Origin of the sequence: Thermococcus thioreducens, assembly GCF_002214545.1 — an archaeon.
In the GTDB taxonomy this organism is placed as follows: domain Archaea; phylum Methanobacteriota_B; class Thermococci; order Thermococcales; family Thermococcaceae; genus Thermococcus; species Thermococcus thioreducens.
Genome location: NZ_CP015105.1, coordinates 764,262 through 782,599 on the forward strand (window position 1 = coordinate 764,262; position 18,338 = coordinate 782,599).

The following is an 18,338-nucleotide window of genomic DNA, read 5'->3' on the forward strand; positions in this document are numbered from 1 at the left end:
ATGCTCTGCGAGGAGAAGCTTGAGGTGTTTGAGAACGGCTTCGCCGATGGAAAGTTCCACCTTGAGGTGGAGTTCTACGGAAACGACGCCAGAAGGCTTCTCCTTGCAGTAATCCGGGAGCTGTACCTCCCCGACTATGGGGAGGACTACGTCTACCCCTTCGAGTGCGCCAAGGAGTTCTGGGGAATCCACATGGACGGGAGTGAGGTGGTTGCTGAGGAGTTCAGGCCGAACCCCATAAAGTTCCTCAACCGGAGCGTCCTCAACAGGCTTGAGAAAGCCCTAGAGGAGACCGGAGCGCCCGGAGAAGTCAGGGAGGGCATAGACTTCGAGAAGGCGGAGATTCACAAGCTCAAGAAAGGTTTATTAGCACTAGGAAAGAACTTCATCCTTGACGAGGGCAGAAAGACACTCATAGTCTTCAACAAGCCGAGCGCGCGGGAGCTGATACTGAAGTATCTGGGGATGCTCGATGGAGCTTGAGGCGGGGATATGGATAGCGGTTTCGCTCATAGTTCTCTACCTCGTATGGGAGACGGTTAGCCCCATCCTTTCTCCAATAATCCTTGCGGTGACTCTCGCCTACATCCTTTATCCCCTCCATGAGAGGCTGGCGGAGAGAACGGGCAACAGGGTCTCAGCGTTTACCATTACTGCAATCCTTACCGTTGTCACGTTTCTCTTCATAATCGGCTTTGCCCTTTGGATAAACGACGTTAAAAGCTCCCTCGCGTACTACATCAACGCCTTCTTTGAGTGGCTCCTCACATGGAACCTCCCAGATGCCGTCTATGAACTCCTTCAGAAACTCGCTGAGGACATTCCGAAACGCTTTGAGGAATACGTTCTCGGCTACACGTATTCCCTGCCCAAGCTTTCCCTTCAGGCGATAGTAATGGTCTTCGCCTTCTACGGCATGCTCATAAACGCCAGGACCATCAGACGGGAAGTTTATTCGCTCCTCCCCCCGGAGAACAGAGAGCTGGCGATAAAACTCCTTGAAAAGGCTGGCGAGACACTTCACGGCCTCCTCCGCGGCTGGCTGGCTATCAGCATCATCAAAGGTGTATTTACCGCCGGTGGTTTTGTACTCTTCGGACTGGCCGAACCCGGCGGAGCCATAGCCGCCGGAATCTTCACCGTAATCTTTGAGCTCCTCCCCGTTTTCGGGGGCTGGGTTGTCTGGCTCGCCGGAGCGGTTTACATGCTCAAGGGCGGCAACGTTGCCGGCGCCGTTGTCTTTGTCCTCTACGGAATCGTCTTCATTTCGCCCCTCCCAGATGTACTCCTGAGGCCCAGGCTGGGGACGAGGGAGAAGGGTGTCAACGCCCTCATATCACTCGTTGGAATCTTTGGCGGTTATCTTGCCTTTGGATTCGTGGGCATCATAATCGGCCCCGTGGCACTTTCGCTACTGGCAACGCTGGTGGAAGAATGGAAAGAGGTCAAGGTGAAAAGCGCCGAATGAAGTGGGCGACCTTGACCGCGTCCAGGGTCTCCTTAACGTCGTGGGTTCTGACGATGTGGGCCCCTTTGAGGACAGCTATTGCTGTCGCCGCCAAGCTTCCAGGAAGTCTCTCCGCAGGGTCTTTTCTGCCAGTTATGGCTCCGATGAACGATTTTCTCGATATCCCGACGAGGATCGGCCTTCCGAAGATTTTGAAAATATCGAGGTTGGCTATGACCTTTGAGTCCCACTCATACCAGGGCGGCCATTCCGGGCGGAGGAAGCCTATCGCCGGGTCTATGGCTACCTCGTCAACCCCGTGCTTTTCGGCTATTACAAGGCTCTCCTGAAGGAAGTCCACCACTGTGTGAACAGGGTCGCTGAGGTTTCTAACCTCGCCGTGGGCGCAGACTATCACGGGGACGCTGTATTCAGCCGCGACCTCTGCCATCTTCGGGTCTCCCTTCAGGCCGGTAACGTCGTTTATGACGTCTGCTCCGGCTTTGAGGGCCTCCTCTGCGACCCTCGCGCTGGTTGTGTCTATGCTTATCGGAACATCGACGTGGCCGCGGATGGTCTTAACCGCCCAGACCGCCCTCCTGATTTCCTCCTCCAGAGGAATCTGGGTCTCAAGATAAGGGGCCGTCGATTTGGCGCCGATGTCGATGAAGGATGCACCCTCCTCAGCCATCTTTACAGCGGTCTCAATCAGCCTATCTTCATTGTCCCTGACGCTCCCCTTGTAGAAGCTCTCGGGGGAGACGTTGATGACGCCCATTATCCTCGGCTCGCTCAGGTCAACTCCGGCGAACTTCATGGTATTCACCGCCTAAAAATAGCCGCTGGGTATAAAAGGACTTTTGCCCTTCCAGTTCTGGTGGTGTTCATGATAATCCGCACTCCGAGGAGGCTTCATCTCGGTCTCATTGATCCATCTGCCACCTTGGGGAGGCGCTTTGGAAGCCTCGGTGTTGCCCTGGAGGACGGCTATGAGGTCAGAATCGTCGAGGGCGAGGCCATGGAGATAGCCGCCGAGGGGGAGGACAGGGAAACCATCGAGTTCGCCATAAAGAGGATGAACTCTGCCTACGAAACCGGGGTCAACTACATCGTCGAGGTCAGGAAAGCCATTCCCCGGCACGTTGGCTTAGGCTCCACCACCCAGCTCAGCCTGGCGGTCGGTACTGCCATAGCGAGACTTAACAACTTAAACGTCCCAATTGAGGAGCTGGCGAGGGTTCTTGGTAGGGGGAGGAACGGGGGCGCTGGGGTCTATTCCTTTGCCTACGGCGGGTTCGTCATAGACGGCGGCGTTAGGAACGGCATTCCGCCCCTGATATTCCGCGAGGAATTCCCGAAGGATTGGGCTTTTCTCCTGGTTATTCCTGAACTCAAGCCCGGACTCGATGAAGAGGAGGAAAAGCCCGTTATGGCCGGGGTCGTCGGCAGGGTGGACGTGGCGATGGAGATAAGCCACAGAATACTGCTCGGTCTCCTGCCGGCCCTCAAGGAGAGGGACGTGAGAACCTTTGGCGAACATCTCTCCGCGATACAGAGGCTCGTTGGAAAGCACTTTGAGCCGTACCAGGGCGGTGAGTTCCGGGAGGACGTTAAGCTTATACTCGACTTCCTGGCGGAAAAAACCTACGGCTGTGGCCAGAGCTCCTGGGGGCCAACGGTTTACGGCCTGATCAGAAGGGGGGAGTTTGGGGGACTCAGGGCAGAGGCACATGACTTCCTGCGTGAGCACGGGATAAAGGCGAAGGTCGAGCTCGGTCTTCCGAACAACACCGGAGCGGAGATAATAGGAGAGAGCGCCTTTATCGAAAGGCTGATACGAAACGTGGCGGGTGAGTGAGGTGACCCTTGACCGCTTCATCAGGGTGAAGTACAAATCCGACGATGAGAAAATCCGGGAGCTTGTAAGAATTCTCAGCGGCCTTGGGCTCGACTGCGCAAAGACCATTGAGGAAAAGGTTGACCTCCAGTTCGATGCCCTCAAAAATCTCCACGACAATCTGGGAGACAACGAGCTCTTCATCAAGCTGGTCATAGCAAACTCCATAGTCAGCTACCAGCTCTCAGCCAAGGGAGAGCAGTGGTGGTGGGAGTTCTCACGTTATTTCTCGGAGAATCCCCCGAAAGGGAGCATCGCCGATGCCTACGCCGAGTTCCTCCCCGGTTCGAGAACCAACAGGCGCCTCGTTGAAGGAAAGGTGAGGCGGCTGGAGAAGCTGGAGCCCTTCCTCGAATCCCTCGGCCTACCTGCCCTCAAAGGGTATTACTTCTGGAGAATGGCCGGTCTCAGGGACGACCTGGCCAGTGCCCTGAACTCGAAGAGGAGCGCCAAGACGGTGGTTTTCGCGGTCAAGATGTTCGGCTACGCGGGGAGAATTGTCTTCGGTGAGTTTGTCCCCTACCCGATGGCCATTGAGATACCCGACGACGTCAGGATAAACGCCTACACGAAGAGGTTTACGAACGAACCCCCCGTGAGCTTCTGGGGCAGAATTGCAGAGCAAACAGGAATCCCGCCGCTCCACATAGACTCGATACTCTGGCCGGTTCTGGGAGGGAACGGGGAAGTCCTCAGGCGGTTAAAGAAGCACTGCCCGGAATGGGAGGATGTTTTGAAGCTGGCCTCGCTTTGAGCCAGGTCTGAACCCAAAAGACTTAAATATCTTGATGTCAACAATACCTCGAAGTTCGATGCATCGGGGTGAAAGGTATGAGGTTCATTATAACTGCCCATAGGGCTTTGCTTGGCAACGGAGTGGAGGCCTCGCCGCTCCAACTCAATGGACAAAATTTTTATACTCCTTGTGTTAGTTGTAGTTCGAGTGATGGTGTTCACTCCAATATCGCAATAAGGGGGTATGCCTATGCTTTGGGGATTTCAGCTTGAGTTTAAGCAGAGCCTTCGGACGAAAAAGCTCTGGGTAATACTGGGGATTATGATACTTCTCTACATTCCGGTCTTCTATATCATGAAGCGCTCGGGGGTTGAGGATCTCACCGTTGAGGGAGCAATGACTTTCCTGATACAGTTCGTTACAGGGATGGCCGGCTTCTTCATAGGGATTCTTGCCCTTTTGATAGGTGCCACGGCAATAAACAGCGAGATAGAGAAGGGAACGTTGCGGGTTGCCATGAGTAAGCCGATAAAGCGCCTCAGCTACATCGGTGGCAAGTTCCTAGCACACTCGGCCGTTCTGCTCATGGCGCTCCTGATATCGACCCTCGTCGGCGTGCTCGGAGTGGTCTATCTCGGAGCACCCCTGAGCGGTCAGCTCGTCGTTGACGTTCTGCTGCTCAACATGCTGCTCCTTCTGGCGATGATTCAGCTCGTTGCTCTGGGCTACATCCTTTCCACGCTCATTAGGTCTTCCAGCTCTGCCCTTGGAGCGGCCCTTGTGCTCGCCTTCGTGATGTTCCTCATAATGCCCAACATTGTGGGTTATCTGGTCATCAGGGACACCATAAACAATCCCAACCAGGATATGATGCAGCTCCAGAAGGAGTACACCACGAAGTATCTGTTCTATGTTCCGACGTCTCAGGTGGGTATCATAACGAGGGATGTAGGGACACTGACGGGAACTCCCGGAGGCTTCTCCAATGTCGCCGCTGAGTATCGCGGCATGGCGTATGCCATCAGAAACAACCTCACTAACTTCGGGATACTCGTGGGGCTCACGATAGTCTACCTGGGAATTGGCTTCTACCGCTTCCTCCGCATGGATCTGAGGTGATGACGATGATAAGGATTGAAAATCTCGTTAAGGTTTACAAGGACGTTCGTGCCCTCGATGGTCTTAACCTTGAAGTCAGGTCCGGCCAGGTATACGGCTTCCTTGGGCCGAATGGGGCCGGGAAGAGTACAACGATACTCAGCACACTGGGCCTTATATTCCCCCAGGAAGGGAGGATTCAGCTCTTTGACCTTGAGGTCTTCGCCAACGGCAGGTTCAATGAGGGAAACCTCGTTGAGGCCAAGAGGCGCATAGGCTACATGCCGGAGCACGCTACCCTCTGGGAGTTTCTTACACCCGTTCAGACCCTTGAGATAATCGCTGACTCCTTCGGGATTCCAAAGTCAGAGAGGGAGAATCGCATCAGGGAGCTCCTTGAGCTGGTCAACCTGTGGGAGGACAGGGATAGAAAGGTCGGCAAGTTTTCAAAGGGGATGCGCCAGAGGCTCCTCCTTGCCCAGGCGCTCATCAACGACCCGGAGCTTCTCATTCTGGACGAGCCGATGACGGGCCTTGATCCGACGGGAATAGCCGAGTTCAAGGACATCATCAAAGAGCAGAGGAAGGCCGGAAAGACAGTTTTCTTCTCAAGCCACATACTGGCCCACGTCGAGGAGATATGCGACACTGTCGGGGTCATAGTTAAGGGCAAGCTCCGCGTGGAGGACAAGCTTGACAGCATCAAGAGGGAGTTCCTCAGGAAGGCTGGATACACCATAGTCCTTGAAACTAACATCCCCATCAACTTCACCGGCGTCGAGTGGAAGGTCACGCCGCTCGGTGAGAAGAAGTACCGCATAGTGGCGCCGGAGGACATCAGAGAGCAGATCCATGACTTCGTCGCTGCTCAGGGAGCCAAGGTGCTTACAATGCAGATAAAGGCTCCGAGCCTTGAGGAGATATTCCTTAAGATGGTTGAGTGAATCCTTTCTTGTTTTTCACACATTATTCAGAATTCGAACCAAAATCTTTTTAGGCCGTTCGACTGAATTTCGGATTGCCTAAAGGTGAGTCTCATGCTCCTTCCCATGCACATTTTCGTTGCTTATATGATAGGCGCTTGGAGGGGCTGGAACAAAAAGCTCCTGGCGGTATTCGTTGTGGCGAACTCCGCCCCCGATTACAGCTTCATCCAGATGCCGCTCGCCACGGGAGACTTCACAAGGACTTTCTTCAACCATGGGTGGGTTTCGTTCCTCTACGTCCTTCCATTTGGTCCATTGGGTGTCATTGGAAACGGACTTCATCTGCTGGCAGATACATTTACCGGGGGCATTCCATTCTTCCCTGACGGCGTCTGGTACGGTTTTCCAAGACTTGGTTGGCACCTCTGGGGAAAGTTCATCCTCGTTCCGTGGGAGATACCCATAGCCCTTGCGGGCATCTATGCGGCATACAGGCTGGGAACTGGGAAGGTCGCATACACACTCTCCGCGTTTTTCATGGGCTATGTCGTCTTTGCCCTGCTAACGCCGCTCTATCTCTTAAACCCATTCCTCTCCACGGGGGTTAGCTTTCTGGCCCTCTGGTATCTGATAGAAAAGGTTAGAATTCTCGATAGGCTGGAATTTAGACTGGGGGAAACTGCAGGAGTAAAGGGATAAAAATTAAACCTCCGCCCTCTCGAAGTCTTCTTTCCTCTCCAGCGGTTTGGTTGCATCGATGCCCCATTTTGCGGTTAGGCTCTTCTCAGCCGAAGGGTCGAGGGAACTGCCGCGGGCGTTGGGAATAATCACAAGGTCCCTGTCCGCCTGGAAGCGCGTCGCTATCGCCCACTCCACTTCGCGGTCGTCGTAAATGTTGATATCTCCATCAACGACAACGACGTGCTTCAGGCTTGGATGGCCAGCGAAGGCGGCCAGTATTGCGTTCTTCCCGTCTCCATCATGCTGTTTGGTTATGCTGACAACGGCATGGAGCCACATCGCACCGCCCTCGGTCAGCCTTACACCGTGAACTCTGGGCACGACCCTCTTAACACTCGCGTAGATCTGCGGCTCCTTGGGAAGTCCCATCAGCATATAGTGTTCGTAGCCTCCCGGAAGGAGGGCATGAAAGACCGGCTCGTCCACGTGGTGCATGCGTTCAAAGACCACCACAGGCTGTTTTCTCACGTGGTCGTAGGTTCCGGTTATGTCAACGAACGGCCCCTCGTCGGTCAGCTCGGGGAGTATCTTCGCCTCGAAGACGAACTCCGTCTCGACTGGGACGGGGATTCCACCAAGGTCAAAAACATCGAGGGGCTTTCCAAAGGCCATTCTGCTCATCGCGGATGCTATTTCAAGCTCGCTCGTCCCGTAGGCGACGCTCGTCGCTCCAGCCAGAAGGAGGTGTATCGGATTCCCCACGACTATCCTGACGTCCAGTTCCTCTCCCATCTCTGCCTTCTCCTTCCACATGGCGTACAGGTGTCTCGGAACGAGCCTTATGGCGGCTCTTTTATCGTCAATGACCATCATCCTGTGGAAAGACATGTTGACAAAGCCTTCCTCGTCCCTGGCTATGACCATGGAGGAGGTGAAGTACTGGCCCCCATCCCGGGGATAGTACTTTGGAACAGGGAGCTCGCGGAGAGAAAAGTCCGCGGTGGAGTTTGCCATGAATGGTGCACTCTCAACCGTCCTGCAGGGTTCCGGATTTTCCATGGCACTCGCTATAAAGTGCAGAAGTTTCTCCTTTTCAGTCCCGAGGTAACCCGCTATCCTCTCTCTGGTGCTCCAGATGTTCCCTGCCAAGCTCCAGCCGTCCACGTTTCTGAAGAGAACCGGTCTGTCGCGGTACTTCACGAGATACTTGGTCACCTCAAGCTCTTTGCTCACGGGCTCTTCTACGATGATGGTATCCTCAAAACGGCCGATGATTTCCCTCAGCATTTCACCACCTTAGATGGGTGTTCCAAAAGGTCTATAAAGCCTTTTTCCAAACTCCCGGTGATTGGCCATGCCTATGGTAGTCCTTCGGATTCCGGATGGTTCGGCACTGGTGAAAGTTGAGAAGGCTGATCCTCAGGTTTACTTCAAGATATACGAGCTACTGAGCTACAAGAAGGACTTCGGGAAGTGGGAGAAGCCCGAGAGCCTCTACGACCCCTATGAGCGGACGTTTCCAGTGGGTGTCCTTCCGAGGGTTAAGAAGTTCCTCAATTCTAAGGGCTATCGGGTGAGGGTCAGGGACGAGCGACAGGTTGGGGGTGTAAGGCTCAACTCCACGTGGAACGAGAACTACCTCATGCGCAGATATCAGGAGAGGGCGATAAAAAAGGCTCTGAAAGAAAAGATGGGTGTTCTTTCCCTTCCGGTGGGAAGTGGAAAGACTGTGGTGGGTCTGCGCATAATCCACGAGCTTGACCTTTCCGCGCTGATAGTAGTTCACACCAAAGAGCTCCTCTACCAGTGGGCGGAGAAGGTTACGGAAGTTCTGGGCATTGAGCCGGGAATAGTTGGGGACAACAGGTGGGAGGAGAGGGCCGTAACGGTTGCCATGATACAGACCCTCCTCTCCAGGGGGGCGGATAAGCTCCAGAACGAGTACGCTATAGTGATGTTCGACGAATGCCACAGGACTTCCGCCGCTGAGAAGTTCTACAGGCTGGGTCTCAGCCTCCCCCAGGTTTACCGCTTCGGACTATCGGCGACACCATGGCGGCGCGTTCGCGGTGAGGAGATAAAGATTGAAGCCGTCGTCGGTCCTACCATATTCGAGGTCAAAGCCGAAGACCTGATAAAGGAGAAGTTTCTCGCAAGGCCCCGTTTCGAAATAATAACCTACGAGTCAAAGATGCCCTCGTTCAGCGAGCGCTACAAGGAGCTTTACGAGGACATGATAATGAACAATGAAGAGAGGAACAGGGCAATAGTGCAAAAAGCCGCCGAGCTGGCCAGAAAAGGCCACCGCGTTCTCATAGACGTCAAACGCATAGAGCACGGCAAAATCCTGAGGGAGATGCTCGAAAAGGAGGGGATAAAGGCTGAGTTTCTAAGCTCTCAGAGTCCCGACAGATGGGGCATCCTTGAAGGCTTTAAGGAGGGCAGCATACCGGTGCTCGTCTCCACGCTCCTCAAAGAGGGTGTTGATATACCTGAGATATCCGCGATAATCCTAGCCGGCGGCGGCAAGAGCGACATAATGACGATACAGACGATAGGCCGTGCCCTGAGGCCAAAGAGGGGAATGAAGGCTGTCATTGTTGACATCCAGGACGATGATCCCCTGCTCTTCACACACTTCATTGAGAGGCAGAAGGCCCTCAAGCAGTATTACGGCAGGGACTATGACAGAGAAATGGCTTCAAAGCTTGAGGAGAACGTCCCCAAAAAGGGCCGCCCTCGTCAGCACCCGTGAGTAGCGTTCAAAGATGTCACGTTTCGCTTTTTTAAGCCCCCTTTCGTCCATGCGGAAGCTTATCCCCTCATATTCTATGTGCCAGAGGATTAGGCCTTCTGGAGCTGCTGGAGGCACCTTTTTTCTGTAGTCCCCCGCGAGCATCCTCTCAACATCTTCCGGTTCCATGAGGCCGAGACCGCAGAATCTGATGGCGTTGACTATTCTTCTCGCCATCTCCCAGAGGAAGCTCTTTCCTTCTATTTCGATGACATAGTAGCCCGGCCTCTCGGTGATTTCGATCCTGGTGATCTCCCTCACGGGATCTTTTCCTGGTTCCAGCTTTGAAAAGGCTGAAAAGTCGTGCCTTCCCACGAAGATTGAGGCGCATTCCTTCATGGGGTTCTCATCAAAGCCCTCATCGACGAGATAGTACCTGTAGGTCTTTGACTTTGCCCAAAAACGCGGGTGGAAATCCTCGGGCACCTCAGCAACGCCAAGAACCCATGCGTCCTTTAGGTGGTGGTTGAGAACCTCGCCCCGAACGAGGTCCGGTCTGCTATCAATGTCGAAGGCCACAACGTTGAAAAACGCGGAGACACCCCTGTCCGTTCGGGATGCGCCCTTGAAGTCCGAGCCCCATGCGTCTTCGATGATCCTTAGCTTTTCGAGAACCCTCAGCAGTTCCCCTTCGACCGTCCTTACGTCGGGTTGCCTCTGGAAGCCGTAGAACGCCGTTCCGTCATACGCTATTCTCAGAGCCATCCGCATGGTTGTTGAATCTGGGGGAGGGTATAAATGCCTTTCCCATTATCAGCATTGATACATCGACAAAATAATTTACAAACATAAATTATAATTTTGGAACCAGTCCAATCATTGGGGAGAAAGATTGATAAATAGCGAAAATTAACTAAACCCGGGGGTGAAGAGGCATGGAAATGATATGGGACGCGGAGATATTGACGAACCTAACGAACTTTGAAATAATGTGCATCCTAATCCAAAATAGCATAGAAAAGAGGGACTAGAGATAGGGCTCCCTGTAGAGCGGCCTCAAAAACAGTTCAAAGGCCGCCACGGGCATTTCTATTCCCCAGTTCTCTAGGACCGCCGGGTGGATTTCCCCGATTATCCCTATCACCTTCCCGTCCACCACTATTCTTCCGACCCTGCCCTCTATGAAGCTCGGGTGTTCAATTTCCTCCAGCACGTATTCAAAGCCGAGGTGGCGCATAACGCTTTCGAGTATCTCCTTGGCCTCTGTAAATGTTACGCGCGGGTGAGCAAGGGCCACAGCCAGCTTGCTCTCGCTCACGGTTTTTGTTTCCCTGCTCTCGTCGATCAGGGTGACCTTTCCAACCTCAAAGATTCTCTGCGGGTACTCCTCGTGGGTGTTCTGGGCCAGGAAATCCAGCAGACTGGGGGTAAGCCATACCCTGAGGGCCGACCACTTGGGACTTATCGGGTTCTCTATCTCAACGAGCTCCCCCGGCGGGGGCATTGAGTAGTCCCGGCCGGCCTCGATACGCATCTTCCCGTACTGGGCCTCCCTGTTGGTGAGGTTGAAGGTCATGACCTCCTGCAGGCCGAAGCCCACCATCAGCTCCCTGACCGCGTCCTCGAACTCGACGAACTTGTCTCCCCTGCCCTGCACTGCCAGCTCAGGCTCCTCAGGTTCTATCTCGTTGTAGCCGTAGGCAATTAGGACATCCTCAAGGACGTCCCGCGCGTGCATTATGTCGTCGCGGAAGGCTGGATAGAGGAGCTTTGCCTTACCATCGGTCAGTTCGACTTGGTACATCATGCGCTCCAGGAGGTTCTTGATGTCCTCGTCACCCAGCTCCAGTCCGGTGAGCCTTTTGATGTAGTCCAGCTCGACCTCGAACTCCTTCGGGGTGAGGTCAGGGGTCTCAATCTCAAAGTCAGGGTAGACCACTTTGACGCTTTTTATCCTGCCCCCGCGCTCCGCTAAAGCCGTAACGACGACGTTAAGGGCGAGCATTATCTTGTCCAAATCCCAGCCAGTCACGTCAACGAAGACGTTCTTAGTCTCGGTGGTTACCCTTCCGGTTATCTCGGAGTTTATAATCGGGGGCATTGAAAGGACTTTGCCCTCGCTGTCAACGAGGAGCGGGTAGTAGGGCTTGTCCCTTATGAGGTGGCCGTACTCCCTGCCCTTCTCGTGCCTCTCAAGGATTTCTTCCAGCGTCAGCTCCTCATCGAAGCCCAGCGGGACGAACTTTTCAGTCTTCTCTGCGGCGCGGTAGTATATCGGCGGCTTCACCCTGTCGAAGTCGAAGATGCCTATCGCTACCTCTCTTCTCCTCCTCCCGAAGGTCAGGGCGACCTTCTCCTGGAGGTTGATCATCTGCTTGAGTGCCTCCTCGTCGAGGCTCAGTCCTTCAACAATGGCGTAGACACCGTAGGGACGGATTTCCTTCAGCTTCTCGTCGACGTAAACCGTAACGTCGCTCTTTTCGACTTCATATTTCGGCAGGCCTTTCTCCAGGCCGAGGGCAAACCTGATCTGCCTCGCTATGCCCTCTGCGCTCCAAAGGTCTGGCCTGTTTGTATCTTTGGAGTCGGCCTTGAAGTATATCTCACCGTTCTCCTCCCAGACGTCGTCCAGCTCGCATTTGGCGTAGAGGAAGAGGTCCTCCCACTCCTCAACGCTGAACTCCTTCCCGACCAGCCTCTCAAGATCAGCCTTGGAAACGTCAAACTTCGGCATATTATCACCTCACCAGACGAGCCTTGCCTCCCTCAGCCAGCGCAGGTCGTAGCTGAACAGGTAGCGGATGTCGTCTATCCCGAGCTTGAACATGGCAAGTCTGTCTATTCCTATCCCCCACGCTATAACTGGAACGTCAACTCCAAGAGCCTTTGTCATCTCCTCGCGGAAGATTCCGGCACCGCCGAACTCCACCCAGCCGAGCTCGGGGTGGTAGGCGCTCATCTGGACGCTCGGCTCTGTGAAAGGATAGTAGTCAGGCAGGAACTTGACCTTCTTGGCCCCAGCTATCTCCACAGCAAAGCGCTTTAGTATTCCGAGCAGGTGCCTGAAGGTCAGGTCTTCCCCGACGACGAAGCCGTCGATCTGGTTGAACTCGATGAGGTGCGTCCTGTCGAGGACATCTGGACGGAAAACGCGCTGTATCGTGAAGTATTTTCCGGGAATCTCCACCCCTTTGGCGAGCTGCCTTGCATCCAGTGCGGTTCCGTGGGCACGCGGCATGAGGAGCATGGCCCTCTTAGGGGACCAGACATAGCCCCAGCCCCTTGAACCCGCCAGACCGTGCTCGTGGGCGGCCTTAACCCTGGCGACGAGCTCCTCCGCCGGCAGGTGGCCGCTCTTTGGGTATTTGAGCTGATACGTGTCTGTCCAGTCCCTCGCCGGGTGGTTCTGGGGCTGGAAGAGTGCATCGAAGTTCCAGAACTGGGTCTCGATAAGGCTGTCAACGGTCATCTCTATGAAACCCATCTCGATTAACCTTCTCCTCAGTTTGTCCAGGAATGCCCTATACGGCTGCTTCTTGCCGGGGTGCAGTTTCCTGACGGGGGCATGGATGTTGAAGCGCTTGAACTCAACTTCCCTCCACTTACCGGACTTTATCAGCTCTGGGGTTAGGGTGGAGACCTCCTCCTTCAGCTCGATGTTTGGGGCTAGTTCCTCTCCCGCGGGCGTTATCTCAACGAGCCTTTCTGTTACAGTGTCTTCCACGGCTATCTTTCTTCTCTTGAGTTCCTTGGCCGGGACAAGTTTTTCAATCTCGCTCAGAGGGACAGCTTTCCTCTCGGCAAGGAGCTTGAGGGCCAGGTCAATCGGCCTTTCCTTCGCGTTCATTCCCTTTTCGGTGATTTCAAGAACGAGCTTTCCGTCCTCTTTCCCCACAGATGCCCAGCCTTCCTTTCTTAGAAGCCCGACTATGGGCTTCAGCTCGTCTTCACTGAGGACGCTCCTGAGGTCGTCCAGGGTTATCTTCCCTCTCTCTTTCAGAACCGCGAGTGCCCGCCACTCGGGAAGACCAATCTGGGCATACTTTCTCCCGGTTTCGGTCAGCTTCGCTATTCTCTCGCTCTTTTCCTGAAGCCTCGCCAGCCCCCTGCTCTGAAGTCCAAGGAGGGAACGCATAACGGCTACCTGATCAAGGCCGGTTCTCCCGACGAGATCTTCAAATTTGACCTTCTTAACCTCGTTGAGCTTTATGAGAGTAAGTTTTTCCTGATAGCTTAGCTCCATAGGGTCACCTCCTTGGGTTGAGTTTGAGGGGAATTACTTAAAAATTGCGGTGGAAGAGAAGAAGAAATCAATCAGCCCCTGTGAGGGAAGAAGACGACCTTTCCGGTCTTGCCTGCCCTCATCAGTTCGAAGGCTTCCTCGAAGTCGTCAAAGCCCTTGTATTTGTGGGTGATTATCGGGTCGAGGTTGAGCTTGCCGCTCTGGATTAGGCTTGAGACGGTGTACCAGGTCTCCCAGAGGTGCCTGCCCGTTATGCCGTGAACCTCAAGGGCCTTGAATATTACGAGGTTGTTCATGTCAAAGGTGACGTCGCGCGGGAAGAGTCCAAGCAGAGAAACCCTTCCTCCGGGAGTTGTTGCCGCCAATCCCTGCTCAAGGGCCTTTGGCGCCCCGCTGAACTCAAGGAAAACCTCCACACCAGCCCCATCGGTCACGTCCATCACGAACTTAACCGGGTCTTCCTCGAAGGGGTTGACCACGTAGTCGGCTCCAACTTTCTTGGCCAGCTTCCTCCTGAACTCACTCGGTTCGCTTACGATAACAGGGTAAGCACCCGCCGCTTTGGCGACCGCTATGCCGAGCAATCCAAGTGGCCCGGCACCGGTTATGAGGGTGCTCATTCCCGCTATCGGGCCTGCGAGAACAGTATCAACTGCGTTGCCGAGGGGCTCTTGAAGGGTGGCGTACTCCGGCGGCATGCCCTTGGGGTTCTTCCAGGCGTTCTGGGCTGGGACTATCGCGTACTCAGCAAAAACACCGTCCATGTCGACGCCGAATATCTTTGTGTTCTGACAGACGTGATAGCGGTTGTGCCTGCAGGCGTAGCACTTACCGCAGACGATGTGGGTCTCAACGCTTATGTAATCTCCGACCTCAAGGGTGTCGACACCCGGGCCGACCTCAACTACCTCGCCGGCGACCTCGTGCCCCATAATCTGGGGGGTCTTGATCCTGCTCTGGGCCCACTCGTTCCACTCGTAAATATGGAGGTCAGTCCCGCAGATGCTCGTCGCGAGAACCTTGATGAGAACCTCCCCCGGTCCGGGCTTTGGGACATCGACTTCAACGAGTTCAGCGCCGTAAGCGGGCTTGGTTTTTACAATGGCGGGCATCTTCTCGGCCATGGCAATCATCTCCTTAACCTTACAATGAAAATCTGAATGGGGGACGATATAAACCTTTTGCGGCCATAGATACGGTGGGGGATGTTTCCAATGCCCATCGGAAACCTTATATCCTCTTTTGAGTATTTCTACGTGGTAAGGGGGTTTAACGATGGCGCTGATAGTGGTGACGGGGAGGGGCGGTGCGGGAAAGACCACAATGACCGCAAACCTCAGTACGTATCTCGCGATGAGGGAGTACCGTGTTCTGGCGGTTGATGGTGATCTTTACCTCCCGAATCTTGGCTTTCACTTTGCTCTCGACACCGTAAAGTACACCCTCCACTCCCTTCTGAGAAATCCGGACATCGATCCGGAGTGGGCGATATACAAGCACCCTCAGACCGGAGTTCATGTCATGCCCGGGAGCACCCAGCTTCAAGATGTTCTCGGCATCTCGCCCAAGAGGCTCGTCGACATACTGGAGAGGGTCAAATACAAGTTTGGCGCCGTATTTGTGGACTCTCCCACGGGTATACCATTTGACACCCTCCCGACGTTTGAGGTCGCCAACTACCAGCTGATTGTTGTTGAAATCGAGCGTTCGCCGATATATTCTTTCGAGACCATGGTGAAAAACGAGATTGAGAAGCTGAAGGTTCTGGGCGAGAGGTACAACCTAAACATTGGAGTTATACTGAACAAGGTGAGGGAATCTGCCGACGTCGTTGAGAAAATAGTGAACGCAGTGGAGAGCGACCTGGACGTTCCAGTTATTGGATGGGTTCCCTTCGATTATAACGTTCCTGAGTCCATAAACAGGGGGGTTCCCATAGTCAGATACCTCCCTGAAAGCGATGCGGCGATAGCCCTTCGCGAAACGGGGGAGATACTTGAGGAATGGATATTCAGCTGATTTCTGGAGGTGTTGTTATGAACGTGGAAGAGCTTGTGGATAAGGTAGCCAGCGGAGAGATAAAGCTCCACCAGGTCGAAAAGTACACGGACGGCGATAAGAGACTCGCCACTGAAATAAGGAGAAAGGCACTTGAAAAGAAGCTCGGCGTCAGCCTTGAGAACATCGGCCACTACTCCATCGACCCCAACAGGTTGATAGGCAAGAACATCGAGAACATGATAGGCGTCGTCCAGATACCGATGGGCGTCGCTGGACCGCTTAAAATCAACGGCGAGTACGCTAAGGGCGAGTTCTACATACCGCTCGCAACCACCGAGGGCGCACTCGTTGCCTCAGTAAACAGGGGCTGTTCCGCTTTGACCGCCGCAGGGGGCGTCAAGACGACCATAATTGGCGACAAGATGACCCGTGCACCTCTCCTCAAGTGCCCCGACGCGAGGCGCGCCAGGGAAGTCGCCGAATGGGTCAAGGCCAACATTGACTACCTCCAGGAGAAGGCCGTGAGCAAGGTCACCAGTCACGGGAAGCTTAGGGACGTTAAGCCCTACATTGTCGGCAACAACCTCTACCTCCGCTTCGAGTTCGAAACTGGCGATGCCATGGGCATGAACATGGTGACGATATCGAGTGAGGAGATCATGAAGGTCATCGAGGAGCACTTTCCGGACGTGAGGTACCTCGCCCTCTCGGGCAACCTCTGCGTCGACAAAAAGCCCAACGCCATGAACTTCATCAATGGAAGAGGAAAGACCGTCATAGCCGAGGCCGTAATCCCGAGGGAGATTGTGGAGAAGAAGCTGAAGACGACGCCGGAGCTCATAGCCGAGGTCAACTACCGCAAGAACCTCGTCGGTTCGGCTCAGGCCGGTTCCTACGGCTTCAACGCCCACTTTGCCAACATAGTTGGTGCAATATTCCTCGCAACCGGCCAGGACGAGGCCCAGATTACCGAGGGCTCGCACGGCATAACCCTTGCAGAGGTCACCCCCGAGGGCGACCTCTACATCAGCGTCACCATGCCGAGCCTTGAGATTGGAACGGTCGGTGGAGGAACGAGGGTTCCAACCCAGAGGGAAGCGTTGAGTATAATGGGCGTCGCCGGCGGCGGAGATCCGCCGGGAACGAACGCCAAGAAGTTCGCGGAGATAATCGCTGGTGCCGTTCTTGCAGGGGAGCTTTCACTTCTGGCGGCGATAGCAGCAAAGCACCTGGCGAAGGCACATGCGGAGCTGGGGCGTTAAGCCTCGTTCTTTTTATCCCTGTACGTGCTTAATTTTACAGAAAAAGTAGAAAAGTTTAAATACTGTCGATCTTAATAATAAGAGTGAATGTCCTCTGGGGGGGCGAATGCGGAAGTGGATTGTGGTTGTGACCTTTTTAATAGCTTTGTTATGGGCACCACTTGGAAGTTCTTGGGACTACTGTGGGGGCTCAGGACAGTTTAACTACGTGTTCTGGGGAGGTTTTGTGGGAGCTGGCGGGGATGTGTTAATGTGCAGAAGCACTGATGTGCCAGACCCATTGACATACTGTCCTACCCTGTTTGCAAGTCATGAAGAAATGTATGGGGCCTACAAATGGAGATGGATGGCTTTTATTATGCCCGATTCCCCCGGGATAGTAACTGTTGATGGAGACGGACCAGAAGGTACCATTAGAATTGGATTATACCTGTACACCTACAGTGCCACGGCAATTATTGCGAAGGATTCCATTGGATTCGACTATAGAATAGCTTTTCACTCTGCAGATTTTGTACGCGATATCCCTTATACTAACAAGGGAGTAAGGTTTTCATTGCAAATTGGATGGCACTATAATTCCTATCCATGAGGTGGTGACAAAATGAAGCGTAGAATAATAGCACTTTTGTTTGGGATTGGTTTGTTATTGTTTGGAGGTATAGTTTATACCACCGCAATAAAGCCCCCATCAGTCACGCCTTCGGATGCCATTGCTCTCATGACGGCAGGCGACTACGAGATATATGAGAGCGGCGTGCTATATGCTGCTCAGGGGCAGGTTTCAGTTAACGGAAATTCGTTTGAGGATCTTCTCACAAACTATACAAGGTCACTCAGGAAAGTAGGGGATGTGTACGTGTACCATGACAGGGTTCAATATAAGACCAACGGACGAACCGTATGGGGATTTGAGATACATGTGGTCTTGCAGGGAGGCTCTGTGGCCGGTTATGCCATCGTTAATGGAACCCGCTATGACATAACTTCCATGGAGTGGCAGAATAAAACGATGATACGGTTGGATGAGCTGGTTTCCTTTATCCGGTCAGGTTATCAGGCAAGGCTTAGGGGGATGCTGGAAAAGTCCCAGCTTTCCGAGAAAACTTCCTGGCTTGACATCAGTGGAAGAACGTACGAGGGAACGTATGCTGGACATATGATTACATTCAGGGAGCAGTTCTCTGGAGGAAACTTGGAGTCTGTTGATATTAAGCTGATTTTATCCAGGAACTCGACAGTGAATGTTATGATACGGTCAGTAGCCGGTAGCTGATGTTTTTATTTCATTTTCCTCGGAATTTCTCTGCAGG

The 18,338-nt window shown here is 53.8% G+C and carries 18 protein-coding genes; 12 read left to right on the plus strand and 6 right to left on the minus strand.

Going from position 1 to position 18,338, the window contains the following annotated elements; translation table 11 throughout:
• Together A3L14_RS04185 and A3L14_RS04190 are read left to right on the plus strand one after the other, a co-directional pair.
• Positions 1-483 (plus strand): PH1570 family protein, encoded by a 483-nt coding sequence (locus tag A3L14_RS04185; RefSeq protein ID WP_055430222.1) that lies wholly within the window; start codon positions 1-3, stop codon positions 481-483.
• On the plus strand, positions 473-1,468 hold the full coding sequence (locus A3L14_RS04190) for an AI-2E family transporter (protein ID WP_055430223.1): 996 nt from the start codon (positions 473-475) through the stop codon (positions 1,466-1,468). The genes A3L14_RS04185 and A3L14_RS04190 overlap by 11 nt, the downstream gene beginning before the upstream one ends.
• Here the strand turns inward: A3L14_RS04190 and folP are convergent.
• Positions 1,446-2,264, minus strand: coding sequence for a dihydropteroate synthase (gene folP / locus A3L14_RS04195; protein ID WP_055430224.1), 819 nt, complete (start codon positions 2,262-2,264; stop codon positions 1,446-1,448). The genes A3L14_RS04190 and folP overlap by 23 nt on opposite strands.
• Positions 2,265-2,333: 69 nt before the next feature.
• Between folP and A3L14_RS04200 the strand changes: the two genes are divergently transcribed.
• From A3L14_RS04200 to A3L14_RS04220, 5 genes are all read left to right on the plus strand, one after another.
• Positions 2,334-3,305, plus strand: coding sequence for a beta-ribofuranosylaminobenzene 5'-phosphate synthase family protein (locus tag A3L14_RS04200; protein ID WP_055430225.1), 972 nt, complete (start codon positions 2,334-2,336; stop codon positions 3,303-3,305).
• A 1-nt stretch (position 3,306) separates the two neighbouring features.
• Positions 3,307-4,098 carry an N-glycosylase/DNA lyase gene (locus A3L14_RS04205; RefSeq protein WP_055430226.1) on the plus strand — a complete coding sequence of 264 codons (792 nt, stop codon included), beginning with the start codon at positions 3,307-3,309 and terminating at the stop codon, positions 4,096-4,098.
• Between the two features lie 231 nt (positions 4,099-4,329).
• The gene (locus tag A3L14_RS04210) at positions 4,330-5,199 is read left to right on the plus strand and encodes an ABC transporter permease subunit (RefSeq protein WP_055430227.1); all 870 of its coding nucleotides are present in this window, start codon (positions 4,330-4,332) and stop codon (positions 5,197-5,199) included.
• A 5-nt stretch (positions 5,200-5,204) separates the two neighbouring features.
• The gene (locus tag A3L14_RS04215) at positions 5,205-6,122 is read left to right on the plus strand and encodes an ABC transporter ATP-binding protein (protein WP_055430228.1); all 918 of its coding nucleotides are present in this window, start codon (positions 5,205-5,207) and stop codon (positions 6,120-6,122) included.
• Positions 6,123-6,215: 93 nt separating this feature from the next.
• Positions 6,216-6,803: a hypothetical protein gene (locus tag A3L14_RS04220; protein ID WP_055430229.1), complete on the plus strand. Its 588-nt coding sequence runs from the start codon at positions 6,216-6,218 to the stop codon at positions 6,801-6,803.
• A gap of 3 nt (positions 6,804-6,806) precedes the next feature.
• Here the strand turns inward: A3L14_RS04220 and A3L14_RS04225 are convergent, their stop codons facing one another.
• Entirely contained in the window at positions 6,807-8,072 is a 1,266-nt protein-coding gene (locus tag A3L14_RS04225) for a UbiD family decarboxylase (protein WP_055430230.1), read from the minus strand.
• Between the two features lie 73 nt (positions 8,073-8,145).
• Here A3L14_RS04225 and A3L14_RS04230 point away from each other — a divergent pair, with 73 nt between their 5' ends.
• On the plus strand, positions 8,146-9,540 hold the full coding sequence (locus A3L14_RS04230; protein ID WP_088886149.1) for a DEAD/DEAH box helicase: 1,395 nt from the start codon (positions 8,146-8,148) through the stop codon (positions 9,538-9,540).
• Here A3L14_RS04230 and truA read toward each other — a convergent pair.
• From truA to tdh, 4 genes are all read right to left on the minus strand, one after another.
• On the minus strand, positions 9,487-10,290 hold the full coding sequence (gene truA, locus A3L14_RS04235) for a tRNA pseudouridine(38-40) synthase TruA (protein WP_055430231.1): 804 nt from the start codon (positions 10,288-10,290) through the stop codon (positions 9,487-9,489). The genes A3L14_RS04230 and truA overlap by 54 nt on opposite strands.
• 256 nt (positions 10,291-10,546) lie before the next feature.
• A complete protein-coding gene (pheT, locus tag A3L14_RS04240) occupies positions 10,547-12,253 on the minus strand; it encodes a phenylalanine--tRNA ligase subunit beta (protein WP_088886111.1) in 1,707 nt (568 codons plus the stop codon).
• 9 nt (positions 12,254-12,262) lie between these two features.
• A complete protein-coding gene (gene pheS, locus A3L14_RS04245) occupies positions 12,263-13,762 on the minus strand; it encodes a phenylalanine--tRNA ligase subunit alpha (protein WP_055430233.1) in 1,500 nt (499 codons plus the stop codon).
• A 71-nt stretch (positions 13,763-13,833) separates the two neighbouring features.
• Complete coding sequence (tdh, locus tag A3L14_RS04250) at positions 13,834-14,886, minus strand: L-threonine 3-dehydrogenase (RefSeq protein WP_074631291.1); 1,053 nt, start codon at positions 14,884-14,886, stop codon at positions 13,834-13,836.
• A gap of 151 nt (positions 14,887-15,037) precedes the next feature.
• Here tdh and A3L14_RS04255 point away from each other — a divergent pair, with 151 nt between their 5' ends.
• The 4 genes from A3L14_RS04255 to A3L14_RS04270 all read left to right on the plus strand — a co-directional run bounded on the left by A3L14_RS04255 (position 15,038) and on the right by A3L14_RS04270 (position 18,301).
• Positions 15,038-15,781 (plus strand): MinD/ParA family ATP-binding protein, encoded by a 744-nt coding sequence (locus tag A3L14_RS04255; RefSeq protein WP_055430234.1) that lies wholly within the window; start codon positions 15,038-15,040, stop codon positions 15,779-15,781.
• 17 nt (positions 15,782-15,798) lie between these two features.
• A complete protein-coding gene (gene hmgA, locus A3L14_RS04260; RefSeq protein ID WP_055430235.1) occupies positions 15,799-17,025 on the plus strand; it encodes a hydroxymethylglutaryl-CoA reductase (NADPH) in 1,227 nt (408 codons plus the stop codon).
• Positions 17,026-17,131: 106 nt separating this feature from the next.
• Positions 17,132-17,617 (plus strand): hypothetical protein, encoded by a 486-nt coding sequence (locus A3L14_RS04265; RefSeq protein WP_055430236.1) that lies wholly within the window; start codon positions 17,132-17,134, stop codon positions 17,615-17,617.
• A gap of 12 nt (positions 17,618-17,629) precedes the next feature.
• A complete protein-coding gene (locus A3L14_RS04270) occupies positions 17,630-18,301 on the plus strand; it encodes a hypothetical protein (RefSeq protein WP_055430237.1) in 672 nt (223 codons plus the stop codon).
• Positions 18,302-18,338: the final 37 nt, after the last annotated feature.